The 16,691-nt window shown below is 69.8% G+C and carries 15 protein-coding genes; 7 read left to right on the top strand and 8 right to left on the bottom strand.

The window, feature by feature from the left end; all coding sequences use genetic code 11:
• The first annotated feature begins 73 nt into the window (after positions 1 to 73).
• Complete coding sequence (locus BV907_RS15040; protein WP_077490555.1) at positions 74 to 559, top strand: YajQ family cyclic di-GMP-binding protein; 486 nt, start codon at positions 74 to 76, stop codon at positions 557 to 559.
• 75 nt (positions 560 to 634) lie between these two features.
• Here the strand turns inward: BV907_RS15040 and BV907_RS15035 are convergent, their stop codons facing one another.
• The 4 genes from BV907_RS15035 to htpX all read right to left on the bottom strand — a co-directional run bounded on the left by BV907_RS15035 (position 635) and on the right by htpX (position 3,992).
• Positions 635 to 1,459, bottom strand: a complete 825-nt coding sequence (locus tag BV907_RS15035; RefSeq protein WP_077490554.1) for an HTTM domain-containing protein — start codon at positions 1,457 to 1,459, stop codon at positions 635 to 637.
• A complete protein-coding gene (locus BV907_RS15030; protein WP_139346808.1) occupies positions 1,444 to 1,749 on the bottom strand; it encodes a hypothetical protein in 306 nt (101 codons plus the stop codon). The genes BV907_RS15035 and BV907_RS15030 overlap by 16 nt, the downstream gene beginning before the upstream one ends.
• Positions 1,750 to 1,973: 224 nt before the next feature.
• On the bottom strand, positions 1,974 to 3,086 hold the full coding sequence (locus tag BV907_RS15025; RefSeq protein ID WP_077490552.1) for an MFS transporter: 1,113 nt from the start codon (positions 3,084 to 3,086) through the stop codon (positions 1,974 to 1,976).
• A 27-nt stretch (positions 3,087 to 3,113) separates the two neighbouring features.
• Positions 3,114 to 3,992 carry a zinc metalloprotease HtpX gene (gene htpX, locus BV907_RS15020; protein ID WP_077490551.1) on the bottom strand — a complete coding sequence of 293 codons (879 nt, stop codon included), beginning with the start codon at positions 3,990 to 3,992 and terminating at the stop codon, positions 3,114 to 3,116.
• 197 nt (positions 3,993 to 4,189) lie between these two features.
• On the opposite strand from htpX, the gene BV907_RS15015 reads away from it, so the two are divergent.
• On the top strand, positions 4,190 to 4,645 hold the full coding sequence (locus BV907_RS15015; RefSeq protein ID WP_077490550.1) for a Fur family transcriptional regulator: 456 nt from the start codon (positions 4,190 to 4,192) through the stop codon (positions 4,643 to 4,645).
• 76 nt (positions 4,646 to 4,721) lie between these two features.
• Positions 4,722 to 6,167: a catalase gene (locus BV907_RS15010; protein WP_077490549.1), complete on the top strand. Its 1,446-nt coding sequence runs from the start codon at positions 4,722 to 4,724 to the stop codon at positions 6,165 to 6,167.
• A gap of 92 nt (positions 6,168 to 6,259) precedes the next feature.
• Here the strand turns inward: BV907_RS15010 and BV907_RS15005 are convergent, their stop codons facing one another.
• Positions 6,260 to 7,600, bottom strand: a complete 1,341-nt coding sequence (locus tag BV907_RS15005) for an MFS transporter (RefSeq protein WP_077490548.1) — start codon at positions 7,598 to 7,600, stop codon at positions 6,260 to 6,262.
• Between the two features lie 266 nt (positions 7,601 to 7,866).
• On the opposite strand from BV907_RS15005, the gene BV907_RS15000 reads away from it, so the two are divergent.
• From BV907_RS15000 to BV907_RS14985, 4 genes are all read left to right on the top strand, one after another.
• Positions 7,867 to 8,625 (top strand): GntR family transcriptional regulator, encoded by a 759-nt coding sequence (locus BV907_RS15000; RefSeq protein WP_077490547.1) that lies wholly within the window; start codon positions 7,867 to 7,869, stop codon positions 8,623 to 8,625.
• 149 nt (positions 8,626 to 8,774) lie between these two features.
• Positions 8,775 to 10,121, top strand: a complete 1,347-nt coding sequence (locus tag BV907_RS14995; RefSeq protein WP_077490546.1) for an enolase C-terminal domain-like protein — start codon at positions 8,775 to 8,777, stop codon at positions 10,119 to 10,121.
• Complete coding sequence (locus BV907_RS14990; protein ID WP_077490545.1) at positions 10,118 to 11,626, top strand: aldehyde dehydrogenase (NADP(+)); 1,509 nt, start codon at positions 10,118 to 10,120, stop codon at positions 11,624 to 11,626. The genes BV907_RS14995 and BV907_RS14990 overlap by 4 nt, the downstream gene beginning before the upstream one ends.
• Positions 11,623 to 12,810 (top strand): fumarylacetoacetate hydrolase family protein, encoded by a 1,188-nt coding sequence (locus tag BV907_RS14985; protein ID WP_077490544.1) that lies wholly within the window; start codon positions 11,623 to 11,625, stop codon positions 12,808 to 12,810. Before BV907_RS14990 ends, BV907_RS14985 begins: the two co-directional genes overlap by 4 nt.
• Positions 12,811 to 12,873: 63 nt before the next feature.
• On the opposite strand, the gene BV907_RS14980 is transcribed toward BV907_RS14985, so the two are convergent.
• The 3 genes from BV907_RS14980 to BV907_RS14970 form a co-directional block, all read right to left on the bottom strand.
• Complete coding sequence (locus BV907_RS14980) at positions 12,874 to 13,497, bottom strand: TetR/AcrR family transcriptional regulator (protein WP_077490543.1); 624 nt, start codon at positions 13,495 to 13,497, stop codon at positions 12,874 to 12,876.
• A 74-nt stretch (positions 13,498 to 13,571) separates the two neighbouring features.
• Entirely contained in the window at positions 13,572 to 15,101 is a 1,530-nt protein-coding gene (locus tag BV907_RS14975; RefSeq protein WP_077490542.1) for an amino acid permease, read from the bottom strand.
• A gap of 102 nt (positions 15,102 to 15,203) precedes the next feature.
• Entirely contained in the window at positions 15,204 to 16,625 is a 1,422-nt protein-coding gene (locus BV907_RS14970) for an FAD-dependent oxidoreductase (protein ID WP_077490656.1), read from the bottom strand.
• Positions 16,626 to 16,691 lie beyond the last annotated feature (66 nt).

Here is a 16,691-nt window from a genome sequence, read left to right as displayed (position 1 = left end):
GGCCCGCCCCGACGCGGAGGGCGGCGGGCTAGGCTTGAGGCCAGTATCCGCACACCCCATCCCGGAGGCATCCATGGCAGATTCGACGTTCGACGTGGTCAGCAAGGTGGACAAGCAGGAGGTCGCGAACGCCCTCAACCAGTCCCAGAAGGAGATCGCCCAGCGCTACGACTTCAAGGGCGTCGGCGCGGAGATCGACTTCAGCGGCGAGAAGATCCTCATGAAGGCCAACTCCGAGGAGCGCGTCAAGGCCGTCCTCGACGTCTTCGAGTCCAAGCTCATCAAGCGCGGCATCTCGCTGAAGTCCCTCGACGCGGGCGACCCGTTCGCCTCGGGCAAGGAGTACCGCATCGAGGCCTCCATCAAGGAGGGCATCTCCCAGGAGCACGCGAAGAAGATCTCCAAGCTCATCCGCGATGAGGCGCCCAAGAGCGTCAAGGCGCAGATCCAGGGCGACGAGCTCCGCGTCTCGTCGAAGTCCCGCGACGACCTCCAGGCCACGATCTCCCTGCTCAAGGGCTTCGAAGAGGCCGACCTGCAGTTCGTCAACTTCCGCTGACACGCCCGAGGACCGCAGCCACACGTCCCGATGCTGCGGTCCTCGTCGTCGGCCGTGGGCCAAACGTAGCTGCGGTCACTGCGCCGCGTGGGCTGCGCGGACCCTGGCGCCACGACCCGGGATCCGCCATTGCCCGCTCACCAAGGACTCATGGGCGAAGAGCACATAGCCGCTGGACATGAGCATCGCGAACGAGATCAACGGGCCCGGGTAGAGCAACAGCACCAGGATGCCCACGTGGAGCCCGAATCCCGCGATGAAAGCCAGCAGCCGGGTGCGCGGCAGCCAGAGGGCGACAGCCAAGAACGCCTCGACCACAATGCTCGTCACTGCAACGGCTGGCAGGAGGCTGTCCGGGACCGGAACCCACGGGCGCAGCTGGTCTGCCAAGACGTCGCCTGACAGGTACTGGGGGTTGACCTTCGAGATGGCCGTCCATGCATAGAGCGTCGTGATTTGGGCTTTGATCAGGAACGCCGGCCAGTACGGCACCGGCTGTGTCGCTTTGGGCCGGAGGACCGTCATCGCCTTGGATGCGCCACTGAGCCCAATGAAGGTGCAGAGCATCACCAGCAGCAGGAAATGGTTGCTGTAGACCTGCTGGTCCGCGAGCAGGACGATGGCGGAGCAGGCAGCCACGGCGAGCGCTGGGAGCCCGCCAAAGATGCCCATCACCATGGCGGCGGACCCGAGCAAGGACACGGCGAACAGGCCGTAAACAGCAGCGGTAGGCACAGAGGGCAGGCCGTCGAACACGGGAAGAGCCAGATAGTCGCCAGACGCTACCCTCAGCATCGGTTTGAGCCACTCCACCGGGAGGAGGAACGAGGCCAGCCCGATGATGATCCGAGCCAGCGCGAGCGGCCGCGCATCGATGTCACGGTTCACAAACTGGAGCACCGGAACTCCTGATCAGCTGGAGGGTAGCCACGAGTCAGCCGCACCGACTGAACTGGCTCCTCTCTGGCGCAGATGAACCGGGCCAGTGGCTCCAGGTAATCAGGCTCAGGGCGAAACCTGGCCACGATCTCGGTGGTGTTCCGTGGCTCGACCGTCCCGTCATCAGTCGTTACCTCGATCTCGGGGGCATCGATGCTCCCGGCATACATATGCCAACCGAACGGGGCCGGCCTCCGATCATCCAGGGCAGTCATGGGCACGATCACCATCAAGCCGAGCGCGGCGGCCACGACCGCCACTCTGGCCCTGCTGAGAGCCTTCGGCCTAGCCGTGCGACGCGATGTCAGTCGGGCAGCCGACATGCGCCTGCGCCCCCGGGCATGGCGTGACGGTGTTTCGGCGCCTCCGGTTGCCCGGCGTCCCCCCACATCATGCGGCAATCCTAACGGCACCGCTTGGCCGCGAGTGAGGGCTGGTGGGGTGTTGATCCCGACGCCTTCGCACGGCGGGCCACCTATGGCGTCGGCGATGTCGCGTCGTAGCGCGCGAAGCTCGGCTGGGCCAGATGCAGGATGCCGACGAGCGCGATGCACAGCACCGCCCCGGCGACGACGGCCCACCCCCACCCGAGCCACCCGGCCATGCCGCCGGAGAAGGCGTCCCCGATCCTGGGGCCGCCGCCCACGACGACCGTGAACACGCCCTGCAGCCGCCCGCGCATCGCGTCCGGCGTGGCCGCCTGGAGGATCGTCGAGCGCAGGGCCGCGCTCACGGCGTCGGCCGCGCCCGCGGCGACCATGCAGAGGAAGGCCGGGACGACCCACCACGTCGCGGCGCCGGGCTCGCTCCCCGGGGAGGAGCCGTCCGCGGCCAGGACCACGGCACCGAACGCGAGGATGCTCGCGCCCCAGGCCACGACGGCGAGCTCGACGCCGCGCCCCTGCCAGCGCAGCCGCGCGACCGGCCCCAAGAAGAGCCCGCCGAGGAACGTCCCGGCGGCGATGCCGGCGAGGAGGGCGCCCGCCGTCGCGGCGCCGCCGCCGAGGGCAAGGGCGGCGATGGCCGGCAGGAGCGCGCGGGGCATCGCGAAGACCATCGCCGCCAGGTCCACGAGGAAGGTCATGCGGATGTTGGGCCGGGTCGAGAGGAACGCGAAGCCCTCGGCCACCGAGCGCAGCCCGGCGCGCCGCACGGGCCCCTCGGGCGGGAGCGGCGGGAGCCGGAACAGGGCCCACATCGCGACGGTGAAGGACAGGACGTCGAGCGTGTAGGTCCAGCCGTAGCCGATGGTCGCGACGAGGGCGCCGGCGAGGAGCGGCCCGGCGGCCCCGCCGAGGCCCAACGTGATCATGTTCAGGGCGTTCGCCGCGGCGAGCAGCTCGGGACGGATGAGCCGCGGGATGATGCTGCTCCGGGCCGGCATGTTGATCCCCGAGCCGAAGGCCTGGAGCGCGACGAGGACGTAGATGAGCTCGACGCTGTCGACCCGCAGCCACGCCTGGAGCGCGATGAGGGCGCTCGTGCCCCACAGGAGCCCGGCGGAGGCGATCGCGACGATGCGGCGGTCGTGCGCGTCCACGATGGCGCCGCCGTAGAGGCCCGCGAGGACGAAGGGCACGAGGGCCACGAGGCCGCCAGCGGGAAAGCACCTGCGTCAGCCGCCGAGCGGCCTCCCGGCCATGCGCTCGAGCCGGACGATGCGCTCCGCCATCGGCGGGTGGGTCGCGAACATCTTCGCGAGGCCCACCCCGCCCCGGAACGGGTTGGCGATCATCAGGTGGGACGTGTTGACGAGCCGCTGGTCCGCCGGCAGGGGCGCGATGCGCACGCCGCCCTCGATCTTGCGCAGTGCCGAGGCGAGCGCGAGCGGGTCCCCGGTGAGCTGCGAGCCGTCCTCGTCGGCGTCGTACTCCCGCGTGCGGGAGATCGCGAGCTGGATGAGCGAGGCCGCGAAGGGCGCGAGGAGGCTCAGCGCGATCAGGGCTATCGGGTTGACGTTGCGGTCTCGGCCCCCGCCGCCGAAGAACATCGCGAACTGGGCCACGGACGTGATGACGCCCGCCACGGCGGCGGCGATCGAGGACGTGAGGATGTCCCGGTTGTAGACGTGCATGAGCTCGTGGCCCAGGACGCCCCGGAGCTCGCGCGCGTCGAGCAGTCGCAGGATGCCCTCGGTGCAGCACACGGCGGCGTTCTCCGGGTTGCGGCCGGTCGCGAAGGCGTTCGGCGACTGCGTGGGCGAGACGTAGATCCGCGGCATGGGCTGGTTGGCCCGCTGGGAGAGCTCGCGCACGATCTGGTACAGGCCCGGGGCCTCGCCCTCGCTCACCGGGTAGGCGCGCATCGAGCGCAGCGCGATCTTGTCGCTGTTCCAGTAGCTGTAGAACGTCATGGCGACGCCGAGCAGGGCGAAGATCCAGATCGGCGAGCCGCTGCGCGTCCAGACCCCGACGAGCGCGCCGAGCCCGAGCAGGACAGCCCAGAGCACTCCGAAGAGCGCCGCCGTCTTGAGTCCGTTGTAGTGGTTGTGCACTTCGCATCCCTCCTGCTGGGCTCAACGATTCACGGAGCTCCTGTGTCCCCGCGCGGGTCGGCACCCGTTCTGCCCGACCCGAAGACCCCGATGCCGTGCACGAGCGCGAACCCTCTCCGTGCCCTCCAGCTGAGCGATCGAGCCTACTTAGGCTCGCCTTATTGTGAGTGGATCAAAATAAGTGGTTCAATGGGGCCATGGAACCGAGCACCGAGCACACGCAGTGGGCCGCGGCCCTGCGCGCGCACGGTCGCAGGGTGACCAAGCAGCGTCTGGCCGTCCTGGCCGCCGTCGACCGTCATCCCCACTCCCCCGCCGAGGCGATCCTCGCCTCGGCGCGCGAGGAGCTTCCCGACATGACGCCGCAGTCCGTGTACGTCGTGCTGGGGGACCTGACCGACCTCGGGATGCTCCGGCGCTTCGAGCCGCCGCACTCCCCCGCCCTCTACGAGACGCGGGTCGGCGACAACCACCACCACGCGATCTGCTCGATCTGCGGCCGGGTCGAGGACGTCGAGTGCGCCGTCGGCCACGCCCCGTGCCTCACCCCGAGCGACTCGCACGGCATGACGATCATGATCGCGGACGTCACCTACGTCGGCATCTGCGCCGACTGCGCCGCCTCCCAGGCCTCCAGCCCGGCGGCGGGCTGAGCGCACCGCGCCGCCCCCGCCCACAGACCTTCCGGCTCAACGAACAGCAAGTACAAGGAACACACGAAGGAGAGACATGACGGTCAACTACTCGACGACCCAGTCCGGCGCCCCGGTCACCTCGGACGCACACTCCCAGTCCGTCGGTGCCGACGGCGCCATCATCCTCACGGACCACTACCTGGTCGAGAAGCTCGCCCAGTTCAACCGCGAGCGGGTCCCGGAGCGCGTCGTGCACGCCAAGGGCGGCGGCGCCTTCGGCACCTTCGTCGCCTCCGAGGACGTCTCGAAGTACACCAAGGCCGCGTTCCTGCAGCCGGGCACCGAGACCGAGATGCTCATCCGCTTCTCCTCCGTCGCGGGCGAGAACGGCTCCCCCGACACGTGGCGCGACCCGCGCGGCTTCGCGGTGAAGTTCTACACCACCGAGGGCAACTACGACCTCGTCGGCAACAACACCCCCGTCTTCTTCATCCGCGACGGCATCAAGTTCCCGGACTTCATCCACTCGCAGAAGCGCCTCCCGGGCAGCCACCTGCGCGACGCGGACATGCAGTGGGACTTCTGGACCCTCTCCCCCGAGTCCGCCCACCAGGTCACGTGGCTCATGGGCGACCGCGGCCTGCCGAAGACGTGGCGCAACATGCAGGGCTACGGCTCGCACACCTACCAGTGGATCAACGCCGAGGGCGAGCGCTTCTGGGTCAAGTACCACTTCCACACGAACCAGGGCGTCGAGAACCTCACGGGCGAGGAGGCCGAGCGCATCGCCGGCGAGAACGCCGACTACTACATCCAGGACCTCTACGAGAACATCGCCGAGGGCAACTTCCCGAGCTGGGAGCTCTTCGTCCAGGTCATGCCGTACGAGGAGGCCAAGACCTACCGGTACAACCCGTTCGACCTGACGAAGGTCTGGTCCAAGAAGGACTACCCGCTCATCAAGGTCGGCACCATGACGCTGAACCGCAACCCGGAGAACTACTTCGCGCAGATCGAGCAGGCCGCCTTCGCGCCGTCGAACTTCGTGCCGGGCATCGCGGCCTCGCCGGACAAGATGCTGCAGGCGCGCATCTTCTCCTACGCCGACGCGCACCGCTACCGCGTGGGCACCAACCACGCCCAGCTGCCGGTGAACGCGCCGAAGACCGAGGTGCGCAACTACAGCCAGGACGGCGCCGGCCGCATCAGCTTCAACTCCCCGGAGACCCCGGTCTACGCGCCGAACACCGTCGGCGGCCCCGCCGCCGTCGAGCCGGCCGTCCCGGGCGGCCGCTGGGAGAACGACGGCGAGCTGACCCTCGCGGCGCACTCGCTGCACGCTGAGGACGGCGACTTCGTCCAGGCCGGCATCCTCTACCGCGAGGTGTTCGACGACGCCGCTCGCGGCCGCTTCCTGCAGACCATCGCCGGCGCGGTGGGCGGCGTGCAGCGCGCCGACATCAAGGAGCGCGCGATCCAGTACTGGACCAACGTCGACGCCGAGCTCGGCGCCAAGCTCCGCGCGGAGCTCGGCCAGTAGAGCCCGTCGCAGGCTGAGGCCGCCAGCAAGATCGGCCGACCTCGCACACCAGAAGGGCCCGGTGCCTCGGCACCGGGCCCTTCTGCGTCCGGCTAGGCGGCCGCCGGGACCTTGAGCCGCTCGATCCTGCCCATGAAGAACAGGTAGTTCGCTGCGCCCAGCAGGGCGACGCCTCCGATCACGGCCAGCGGGGCCAGGAAGGATCCCGTGGCGTCGACGAGGACGCCGATGAGGATCGGCGTGAAGATGCCGGCGAGGTTCGAGGCGAAGTTCTGCAGGCCGCCGATCGAGCCCACGTGCCGGGAGCTAGGGGCCACGTCCGCCGGGAGGGACCAGATCCCCGTCGCGGCAACCGTCAGGCTCGAGTAGGCCACGGACAGCAGGGCCAGGGCCATCCACGCCTCTGGGACCATGGCGGCGAACATGATCACGGAGCCGCCGGCCAGACCGCCGGCGATCGCCGCCTTGCGCACCTTGTTCACCGAGTGTCCGCGGCGCACGGCCTTGTCGGCGAGGTAGCCCCCGAGCCAGCCAGCGAGCACCGCGCAGATGCCCGGTATGGCGCCGAAGAAGCCGAGCTTGAGCAGGTCGAAGCCTCGCTCCTTGACGAGGTAGCTCGGGAAGAACGTGATGAAGAAGTAGATGGCGCTGTTCAGGCAGAAGAAGCCGAACATCATCGCCAGGATCGTGCGGTACTTGAACAGCGCACGCCAGGGCAGCTTGGCCGCTCCCTCGTCGTCGCTGTCGCTGCCGCGCGCGCCGCCCTCCTGGATGTAGGCCAGCTCCTCGGCGCCCACCCGCGGGTGCTGCTGCGGATCGCGGTACACCTTCCACCACACGACGGCCCAGACGAGGCCCAGGGCGCCGATGATGATGAACACTCCCTGCCACGAGGTCAGCGAGACGAGCAGGGTCACGATGGGCAGCGCGATCACCGCGCCGACGCGCGAGCCCGAGTCCCAGATGCTGGTCGCGAAGGCCCGCTCGCGCACGGGGAACCAGGTCGCCACGACCTTGGCCGAGGTGCTCGGGGCCGGGCTCTCGCCGACGCCCAGCAGGAAGCGGGCGGCGAAGAGGCTCCAGAAGCCGCGGGCGAAGGCCGTGGCCATGGTGAAGACGGACCACCAGAGCGCGGCCAGGGTGAACGATCGGCGCGGGCCGACCTTGTCCACGTACCAGCCGGCGGCCAGCTGGCAGAAGTCGTAGGCCCAGAAGAAGGCGGCGAAGATGAGGCCCTGCTGGGTGGCGGTCAGGTGGAAGTCCTCGCCCATGAAGGGGAGGGCAACGCCGAGGCTCGAGCGGTCGAGGTAGTTGATGCTGAGGCCGACGAAGGCCAGCCAGATGATGGCCCAGCGCATTCTCGTCATCGTACGGGGCTTGGTGGAGCCGGCGGCGGTGCCGGTCCGGCCCGTGGGGCTTCCTAGCGCAGTCATGCGGGTCTCCTTTGACATGGACATGGCTTGTCGAGGGATCTGGAGCTGGGGGTGAAGCGTCGCCGTACGGGCGGCTTCGGGAATGGCGGAACCGCCGCCTCGGAATCATATAGGAATAGTGACGATCATATAGGCCATGTGATTCAGGTCAAGCGCCCGGGGTCTGGAGGCCCCCTGCCTCGACACCGCTGCGCGCCGCTCGACCGGCGGCGCGCGGCGGCCGCTCGCTTAGACTTCCCCCAGTGCTCGAAGGGAAGAGAGGGACCATGCCCCCACGCAGAACGGCCAGCGACTCCACGGCGGAGGCCCCGAAGTCCGAGGCCCCCAAGGCCAAAGTGGCCGCCGGCGAAGCGTACGCCGTGATGCGGGCATCGATCCTCGACGGCGAGCTGGCGCCGGGGGAGCGGATCAACATCGACGCCCTCGCCCGCCGCCTCCACGTCTCCCCCACGCCCGTGCGCGAGGCCCTCCAGCGGCTCGAAGGCGACAATCTGGTCGTCTACAGCCCGGGCCGGGGCTACAGCACTACCCCCCTGCTCGAACCCTCCGAGTTGCGTTCACTGTTCGAGTTCCGGCTCCTCGTCGAGCCCTGGGCGGCGCGTTCGGCCGCCGTCGACCGCCTCTCCAATCCCGGCCGCACCCTGCATCGGGAACTCGACACGCTCGAGCAGCGGATCGAGGAGGGCGGCGACATCCGGCAGGACCTCGTGGCGCACGATGCGCGCTTCCACGACCTGATCCTCGCCGCCGCGGAGAACCCGGTCGTGCGGCACGCGTACGCGCAGACCCACTGCCATCTGCACACCTTCCGGCTGTACCCCGCGGACGTCGAGGGGGATATCACCCTGGCCGAACACCGTGAGATAGCGACCGCCATCGGCGACTGCGACGCCGCAGGCGCCGAGGCCGCGATGAGCCGGCACGTCTTCAAGTCCTTCGACCGCTTTGCCCAGGCCTTCCAGGGCTCGTCCTCGCTAGAGCCGCTCAAGCGCCCCTGGGGCCCGCGGCGGCGCCTCGCCCCCTAGCCTCCCTCTTCCCGCGCTGAAGCCCCAGCCCTCCCGGCTGGGGCTTTCTTCGTCGTTGACAGAGTTCTGGATTCCTATATGATTCCTGTCATTCATATAGGATTCCCATCCCGGCCTCCGGGCCACTCACCGAAGAGACAGAGAGTCCGATGTCCCGCATCGCTTCCATCACTGTTCACGACATCCGCTTCCCCACCTCGCTCGAGCTCGACGGCTCGGACGCGGTCAACGTGGATCCCGACTACTCCGCCGCGTACGTCATCACCCGCACGGACGACGGCGAGGAGGGCCACGGCTTCGTCTTCACCTGCGGCCGTGGCAACGAGGTCATCGTCAAGGCCATCGAGGCCTACGCCGCGCTGCTGCAGCGACGCGACGTCGACGAGCTGATCTACGATCTCGGCGGCGCCTCGCGCCGGCTCGTGCACGATTCGCAGCTGCGCTGGCTCGGCCCTGAGAAGGGCGTCAGCCAGATGGCCTGCGGCGCCCTCGTCAGCTCACTGTGGGACCTGCGGGCGAAGCGCGAGGGCAAGCCGCTGTGGCTGCTGCTGAGCGGGATGTCCCCGGAGGAGATCGTCGACGTCGTCGACTTCACCCACATCAGCGACGCCCTGTCGCCGGCCCAAGCCCTGGACATCCTCCGGGCCGGGCAGGACGGCAAGGCCGAGCGGATCGCCTCGCTCCAGGCCGAGGGCTTCCCCGCGTACACGACCTCGCCGGGCTGGCTGGGCTACAGCGACGAGAAGCTCGTGCGGCTGAGCAGGCAGGCCGCCGCCGAGGGCTTCTCCATGATCAAGCTCAAGGTGGGCGGCAGCCTCGCCGACGACCAGCGCCGCCTGCGCCTGGCCCGCGAGGCCGTCGGCGACCTGCCGATCGCGATCGACGCCAACCAGCGCTGGGACGTGCCGGAGGCCATCGAGTGGGTCCGGCAGCTGGAGGACTTCCGGCCGTACTGGGTCGAGGAGCCGACGAGCACCGACGACATCCTCGGCCACGCGGCCATCCGGGCGGGCGTCTCCCCCACCCGCGTCGCGACGGGCGAGGCGGTGGCCAACCGCATCGTCTTCAAGCAGCTGCTCCAGGCCAAGGCCATCGACGTCCTCCAGCTGGACTCCACCCGCGTCGCCGGGGTCAACGAGAACATAGCCAACCTCCTCCTCGCCGCCCGCTTCGGCGTCCCGGTCTGCCCGCATGCCGGCGGGGTCGGGCTGTGCGAGCTCGTCCAGCACTTCTCCTTCTTCGACTACGCCGCCGTCTCCGCGAGCCAGGAGGACCGCATGATCGAGTACGTGGACCACCTCCACGAGCACTTCGCCGAGCCGGTACGGATCGGCGGGGGGCGCTACGCCGCACCGCAGAGGCCCGGCACCGGCGCCGAGATGCTCGCCGCCTCGAGGGCCCGGTGGGAGTTCCCCTCGGGGCAGGGCTGGCTCGACGTGGGCGGCCGCACCGCCGTCACCGCTCCGGGGCTCGCGAGCGCGGGGGCCTCGCGATGACGGCCTCCGCCCCGACGTCCGCCCGCCTGTCCACGTCCCCCGAGGAGCTGGCGGCCGCCGTCGAGCGCGCCCAGACGGCCTTCGAACAGGCCCGCGGCACGGACCTGGCCACCCGCGCCGGCTGGCTCGAGTCCATCGCCGCCGCGCTCGAGGCAGAGGCCGAGCCGCTGGTCGACGCCGGGTGCCGGGAGACGCACCTGGGACCGGAGAGGCTCCGCGGCGAGCTGCGCCGCACGGTGTTCCAGCTGCGCCTCCTCGCGCTGGAGGTCCGGGCCGGGGAGCATCTGGACGCGACCGTCGACCACGAGGACCCCGACTGGGGCATGGGCCCCCGCCCGGACCTCCGCCGGGTCAACGTCCCGCTCGGGGTCGTCGGCGTCTTCGGCGCCTCCAACTTCCCCTTCGCGTTCAGCGTCATGGGTGGGGACACCGCCTCCGCGCTGGCGGCGGGCTGCGCCGTCGTGCACAAGGGCCACGACGGGCACCCCGAGCTCGCCGCGCTCACCGCGCGGGCAGTGCTCCACGGCCTCGAGGAGTCCGGGGCGCCCGCTGGGCTCTTCGCCCTCGTCACGGGCCGGCAGGCCGGGGTGGCCCTCGTCGAGCACCCGCTCGTGAAGGCCGTCGGCTTCACGGGCTCGACGGCGGGCGGGCGCGCCCTGCTGGACCGCATCGCCACCCGTCCGGAGCCCATCCCCTTCTTCGGCGAGCTCGGGGGAATCAACGCCGTCTTCGTCACCCCGCGCGCCTGGGACGCCCGGCGGAGCGAGATTCTTGCCGGCTACGCGACGTCCTTCACTGTGGGCATGGGGCAGTTCTGCACCAAGCCGGGACTGCTCTTCGTCCCGTCCGGGGACGGCGAGGGGGTCCGCGACCGCCTCGCGGGGGCACTGGAGGGCTTCCGTCCCGCGCCGCTGCTGACCGAGCGCCTGCACGAGGGGTACACGGAGGCCGTCCGCTCCGTCGCCGAGCGCGACGGCGTCGGGGTGCTGCTGGAGGGCAGCTTCGGCGAGCCCCCGCAGCCCACGGTCCTCGCCACGACCGGCGAGGCCGTCCGGCGGGACCCGGAGATCCTGCGCCGGGAGATGTTCGGCCCGGCCAGCATCGTGGTGCAGTACCGGGACGAGGCGGAGCTGGCCGAACTCGCCGGGCTGCTCGAGGGTCAGCTGACCACCGGGATTCACGCCGAGGCGGGCGACGACGTCGACGAGCTCTCCATCCGCCTGGCCGAGATCAGCGGCCGGGTGCTGTGGAACGGCTGGCCCACGGGCGTGACGGTCAGCTACGCCCAGCACCACGGCGGACCCTACCCTGCCTCCACCTCGGCGTCGACCTCCGTGGGCACCGCTGCCATCCGGCGGTTCCTGCGCCCTGTGGCCTTCCAGTCCTGGCCGCACGAGAGGCTGCCCGAGCCGCTGCGTGACGACAACCCGTGGCGGGTGCCGCAGCGGGTCGACGGCTCCTGGCGGCGACCCGGCCACGATGGCCAGAACGGAGTCCAGGAATGAACAGGGACGAGCTGCTGGGCCTGCTGCCCGAGGACGCCCCCGAGGCGCTGCTGGTCGGCAGGGTCTGGGACGTCGAGAGCGGAGGACCGCGCGTTGTCGCAGTGCTCGGTGAGGAGGTCTTCGACCTCCGGTCCGTCGCCCCGACGGTGGCCGAGCTCCTCGACGACCCCTCCCCCGCGCGGCGGGTGCGGGCCGCCGTCGAACGCCTCTCCCCGCGGTGGAGCGCACTCGAGCTGCTCGAGGCATCCATGGACCGCGACGCGTCCCGCCCTCGCTTGCTGGCCCCGATCGACCTGCAGGTCGTGAAGGCCTGCGGAGTGACCTTCGTGGACAGCATGATCGAGCGCGTCATCGAGGAGAGGGCCAGCGGCGATCCCTCCCGGGCTGCCGAGCTCCGAGGGAAAGTGGGCCGGGCGCTGGGCGGCAGCCTCGAGGGGGTGCGCCCGGGCAGCGCCGAGGCCGAGAGAGCCAAGGCCGTCCTGCAGGAGGAGGGCCTGTGGTCGCAGTACCTCGAGGTCGGCATCGGCAAGGACCCGGAGGTCTTCACCAAGGCCCCGGTCCTGTCCTCGGTGGGCGCCGGCGCCCGCATCGGCATCCCCGCCTTCTCCAGATGGAACAACCCCGAGCCCGAGCTGGTGCTGATCGTGGACCCGTCCGGGCGTCCGGTCGGGGCGACCCTCGGCAATGACGTGAACCTGCGCGACGTCGAGGGCCGCAGCGCCCTGCTCCTGGGCAAGGCGAAGGACAACAACGCCTCGAGCGCCATCGGGCCGTTCATCCGCCTGTTCGAGGAGGGCTTCGGCCTTGACTCGCTGCGGTCCGAGGACATCCTGCTGCGCGTCGAAGGGCCCGACGGATACCTCCTCGAGGGGCGCAACAGCCTGGCCCGGATCAGCCGGCCGTTCGAGGAGCTGATCGAGGCCACCGCCGGGGCACACCACCAGTATCCAGACGGGTTCGCCCTCTATACCGGCACGCTGTTCGCCCCCACTCAGGACCGCGGCAAGCTCGGGCGAGGCTTCACGCACCTGCTGGGCGACAGGGTCTCAATCTCCAGCCGCCTGCTCGGCACCCTCGTGAACGAGGTGGGCCGGGCGGAAGAGCTGGAGCCGTGGACCTTTGGGCTGCGCGAGCTCTTCGCCTCCCTTGCCGCGGAACGGGAGCCCGTCCCCCAAAGTCCATGACAAGGAGGCCATGACGAAGGGGCCCGGTGCGTTGTACCGGGCCCCTTCTTGTCATGCGTCCCGTCAGGGGGACCGCAGCTCCCCGCGCCGTGCGGAGGCCATGGGCCCTCCCCCGGTCGCGAGGCGCGAGGCGAAGCCGTCCGCGAGGACGTCGAAGGATGCGAGGGCCGCCGACCGGTCCCCCGTGATGACGTAGTCGTAGAGGGTGCCCATGATGGCGCCCACGTAGGCCCGCCCGATGACCTTCGCGCGCTCGGGCGACAGGCCCTGGCCCACGAGCCACCCGCTGAGGAACCCGGACCAGCGCTCGATGAGCTCGGCGCCGACGCGGCGGGGCTCGGGGGCGACGACGTCCTGGACGGCCGCCTCGAACTCCAGGCGCTGGAGGTGCCGGCCGCGGTGGTCAAGCGTCAGGGCGAAAGCGCCCTTGGCCCATTCGATGAGCTCACGGACGCCGGCCGAGGGCGCCCCGGCGTCGATCCCCTGGAACCTCGAGGTGATCCCCCGGATGATCTCGCCGACGAGCTGCTCGCGGTTTCCGAAGTGGTACACGAGGACGTAGCTGCTGATGCCGAGGCCGTCCGCAAGACTTCGGAAGGTGAGGTCCGCGAGCGTCGACTCCAGGAGGTAATCGAGGATCTGCTCGAGGAGTTCAGTCTTCCGCTCGGGACGAGGAGGTCGCGCCATGTGACCTATCCTAGACCGAAGCAATCATCTGTATGACAAATTCTGCAAAATGCCTTGCCGCGCATGGTGCATTGTCAGTTCCCACTGCTGTCCCCCGTATCGGTCCTCGCCTCGACCGCCTCGCGCGTGGCCGCGAAGCGCTCGTTCAGGCGCGAATGCTTCTGACCGTACAGGAAGTAGATGGCGAAGCCCAGAACGAGCCAGACGATGAAGTATGCCCACGTCTCCACGGCGAGGTTCGTCATGAGGTAGACGCAGAGGAGGGCCGAGAGGACCGGGACGGCCTTGCCGCCGGGGACCCGGAACGCCGGCTTGAGGTCCGGGCGCTTCTTCCGCAGGACGAGGATGCCCAGGCTCACGACGACGAAGGCCGAGAGCGTGCCGATGTTGATCATCTCCTCGAGCACGTCCACGTTCGTCAGGCCGGCCACGAGGGCGACGGCGACGCCGCAGACGATCTGGAGGCGGGCCGGCGTCGCGCGCTTGACGCTCGTCACGGACAGGGCGCGCGGGAGGAGGCCGTCACGGCTCATCGCGAGGATCACGCGGGCCAGGCCCATGAGCAGCACCATGATGACGGTGGTGAGGCCCACGAGGGAGCCGAAGGCGATGACCTTCGCGGCGTCGGCGTTGCCGACGGCCTCGAACGCCGTCGTGAGCGTGGGCGACTCGGCCGCGGCGAGGGTCGTGTACGGGACCATGCCCGTGAGCGCGAGGGAGACGAGGATGTACAGCAGCGTCACGAGCCCGAGGCCGCCGAAGATGCCGCGCGGGAGGGTCTTCTGCGGGTCCTTGACCTCCTCGGCCGAGGTGGCCACGACGTCGAAGCCGATGAACGCGAAGAAGACGAGGGCCGCGCCGGCGAACACGCCGAACAGGCCGTACTGTGCGGGGGCCGCGCCGGTGAGGAACGAGAACAGCGACTGCTTGAGCACCTCGGTTCCGCCCGTGCCCCCAGTGGGGACGGCGTCGGGGACGAACGGCGCGTAGTTCTCCGCCTTGACGTAGAAGAAGCCGACGACGATGACGAAGAGCACGACGGCGATCTTCACGAGCGTGAACACGTTGCCCACGCGCGCGGACAGCTTCGTCCCGAGCACGAGCAGGACCGTGAAGACGGAGACGACGAGGAACGGGCCCCACACGAGCTCGACGGGCCCGAGCGCGATGCTCGGTGGGATCTCGACGCCCACGAGCGAGAAGACCTTGCTCAGGTACAGGCCCCAGTACTTGGCGACGACGGCCGCGGCGGTGAACAGCTCGAGGATGAGGTTCCAGCCGATGATCCAGGCCAGCAGCTCGCCCATCGTCGCGTAGGTGAAGACATAGGCCGAGCCGGCCACGGGGATCGCGGTGGCGAACTCCGCGTAGCACATGATCGCCAGGGCGCACGTGACGGCGGCGACGGCGAACGAGACGGTGACGGCTGGGCCGGCGAAGTTCGCCGCGGCCTTGGCGCCCACGGAGAAGATGCCGGCGCCGACGGCGACGGCGACGCCGAGGATCATGAGGTCCCACGAGCTCAGGGTGCGCTTGAGGCGGCGGCCAGGCTCATGGGAGTCCGCGATCGTGGTCTCGATCGGCTTGGTCCGGAGGATCTGCATTCCAGACTCCTGGTGTTCGGGGGGATGGCACAAAACCCGACAACTATAGGCGTCCAGCGTGCGAGACCTTCAGAATGTCTCAGGATGCGAGACGGGCGGCCCTCAGCGGTCGCTGCGCTCCCGGGAGATGCGCACCATGTCCTCGCGCGGGACCACCTTGACGCGCTCGCGCTGCACGCCGCTCTCGGCCGTGTACTTCTCGCCGAGCGACTTCTCGTGCGCGTCGAGCTCGTTCCAGCCTTCCCACGTCGTGTAGTCGACGCCGCGCTCCTCGAGGAGCGCGATGATCGCGTGCTCGTCGGGGTTCGTCGCCGGCGGGAGGTCGTCGCGGTCCTCGAGCAGGCAGCCGATGGTCTCGAGGGCGTCGCCCTTCGTGTGGCCGATGAGGCCGACCGGCCCGCGCTTGATCCAGCCCGTCGTGTAGACGCCCGGCATCGGGGTGCCGTCGTCGCGCAGGACGCGCCCGGCGTCGTTCGGGATCACGCCGCGGCGCTCGTCGTATTCGAGCTCGGCGAGCTCCGAGCCGTGGTAGCCGATCGCGCGGTACACGGCCTGGACCGGGTAGTCGAGGAACTCGCCCGTGCCGCGGACGTTGCCCGTGCCGTCGAGCTCCTGGCGCTCGAAGCGGATCCCGGCGACCTTCCCCGGGGTCTCCGCGGAGTCGTAGACCTCTACCGGGCTCTGCAGGAAGTGCAGGTGCAGGCGGCGCGACGCGCCCGTGTCCTGGTCCTCGGCGATCCAGTTCGCGAGCGTGTTGACCATGGTCTTGACCTGGTTGTTCGACTTGATCGCCTCGTCCGAGGCGTCGTCGAACTCGAAGTCCTCGGGGTAGAGGACGATGTCGACGTCGCGGGAGTGCGAGAGCTCGCGCAGCTCGAGCGGCGTGAACTTGATCTGGGCGGGGCCCCGGCGGCCGAACACGTGCACATCCGTCACGGGGCTGCGCTTGAGGGCCTGGTAGACGTTGTCCGGGATCTCTGTCACGAGCAGGTCCTCGGCATGCTTGCTGAGCATGCGGGCAACGTCGAGGGCAACGTTGCCGTTGCCGATGACGGCGACCTCCCTGGCCTCGAGCGGCCAGTCCCGAGGGACGTCCGGGTGACCGTCGTACCACGAGACGAAGTCGGCGCCCCCGAAGGAGCCCTCGAGCCCGATGCCGGGGATGTCCAGCTCAGCGTCCCGGATCGCGCCCGTGGCGAAGATGACGGCGTCGTAGAAGTCGCGGAAGTCGCTCAGCGTCAGGTCCCGGCCATAGGTGACGTTGCCGATGAATCGGATGTCGCCGCGGTCCAGGACCTTGTGCAGTGCGTTGACGATGCCCTTGATGCGCGGGTGGTCCGGCGCCACGCCGTAGCGGATGAGGCCGTACGGGGCCGGGTACTGGTCGAACAGGTCGATGCTGACCTCGACCTCGCCGCCCTTGACCTCGTTCGACTTGGTGAGGATGTCCGCCGCGTAGACGCCGGCGGGGCCGGCACCGATGATGGCGACCCGCAGCGGACGCTGCACAACATCGCGCTGCACGGAATCGCGCTGCACAACATCGCGCTGGGAGCTGTCGGCGGGGGCTTCGGGCACGGGGTTTCCTTC

The sequence above is a fragment of the Sinomonas mesophila genome (assembly GCF_001999765.1).
GTDB lineage: Bacteria > Actinomycetota > Actinomycetes > Actinomycetales > Micrococcaceae > Sinomonas > Sinomonas mesophila.
Note: the sequence above shows the minus strand (reverse complement) of the source record. Positions and strands in the feature narration are given on the sequence as shown.

What these genes read in the sequence shown, in the direction of transcription:
- BV907_RS15040 (WP_077490555.1), top strand. Translation starts at nt 74, where the DNA reads ATGGCAGATTCGACGTTCGACGTGGTCAGCAAGGTGGACAAGCAGGAG.
- BV907_RS15015 (WP_077490550.1), top strand. Translation starts at nt 4,190, where the DNA reads ATGGAACCGAGCACCGAGCACACGCAGTGGGCCGCGGCCCTGCGCGCG.
- BV907_RS15010 (WP_077490549.1), top strand. Translation starts at nt 4,722, where the DNA reads ATGACGGTCAACTACTCGACGACCCAGTCCGGCGCCCCGGTCACCTCG.
- BV907_RS15005 (WP_077490548.1), bottom strand. Translation starts at nt 7,600, where the DNA reads ATGACTGCGCTAGGAAGCCCCACGGGCCGGACCGGCACCGCCGCCGGC.
- BV907_RS15000 (WP_077490547.1), top strand. Translation starts at nt 7,867, where the DNA reads ATGCCCCCACGCAGAACGGCCAGCGACTCCACGGCGGAGGCCCCGAAG.
- BV907_RS14995 (WP_077490546.1), top strand. Translation starts at nt 8,775, where the DNA reads ATGTCCCGCATCGCTTCCATCACTGTTCACGACATCCGCTTCCCCACC.
- BV907_RS14990 (WP_077490545.1), top strand. Translation starts at nt 10,118, where the DNA reads ATGACGGCCTCCGCCCCGACGTCCGCCCGCCTGTCCACGTCCCCCGAG.
- BV907_RS14985 (WP_077490544.1), top strand. Translation starts at nt 11,623, where the DNA reads ATGAACAGGGACGAGCTGCTGGGCCTGCTGCCCGAGGACGCCCCCGAG.
- BV907_RS14980 (WP_077490543.1), bottom strand. Translation starts at nt 13,497, where the DNA reads ATGGCGCGACCTCCTCGTCCCGAGCGGAAGACTGAACTCCTCGAGCAG.
- BV907_RS14975 (WP_077490542.1), bottom strand. Translation starts at nt 15,101, where the DNA reads ATGCAGATCCTCCGGACCAAGCCGATCGAGACCACGATCGCGGACTCC.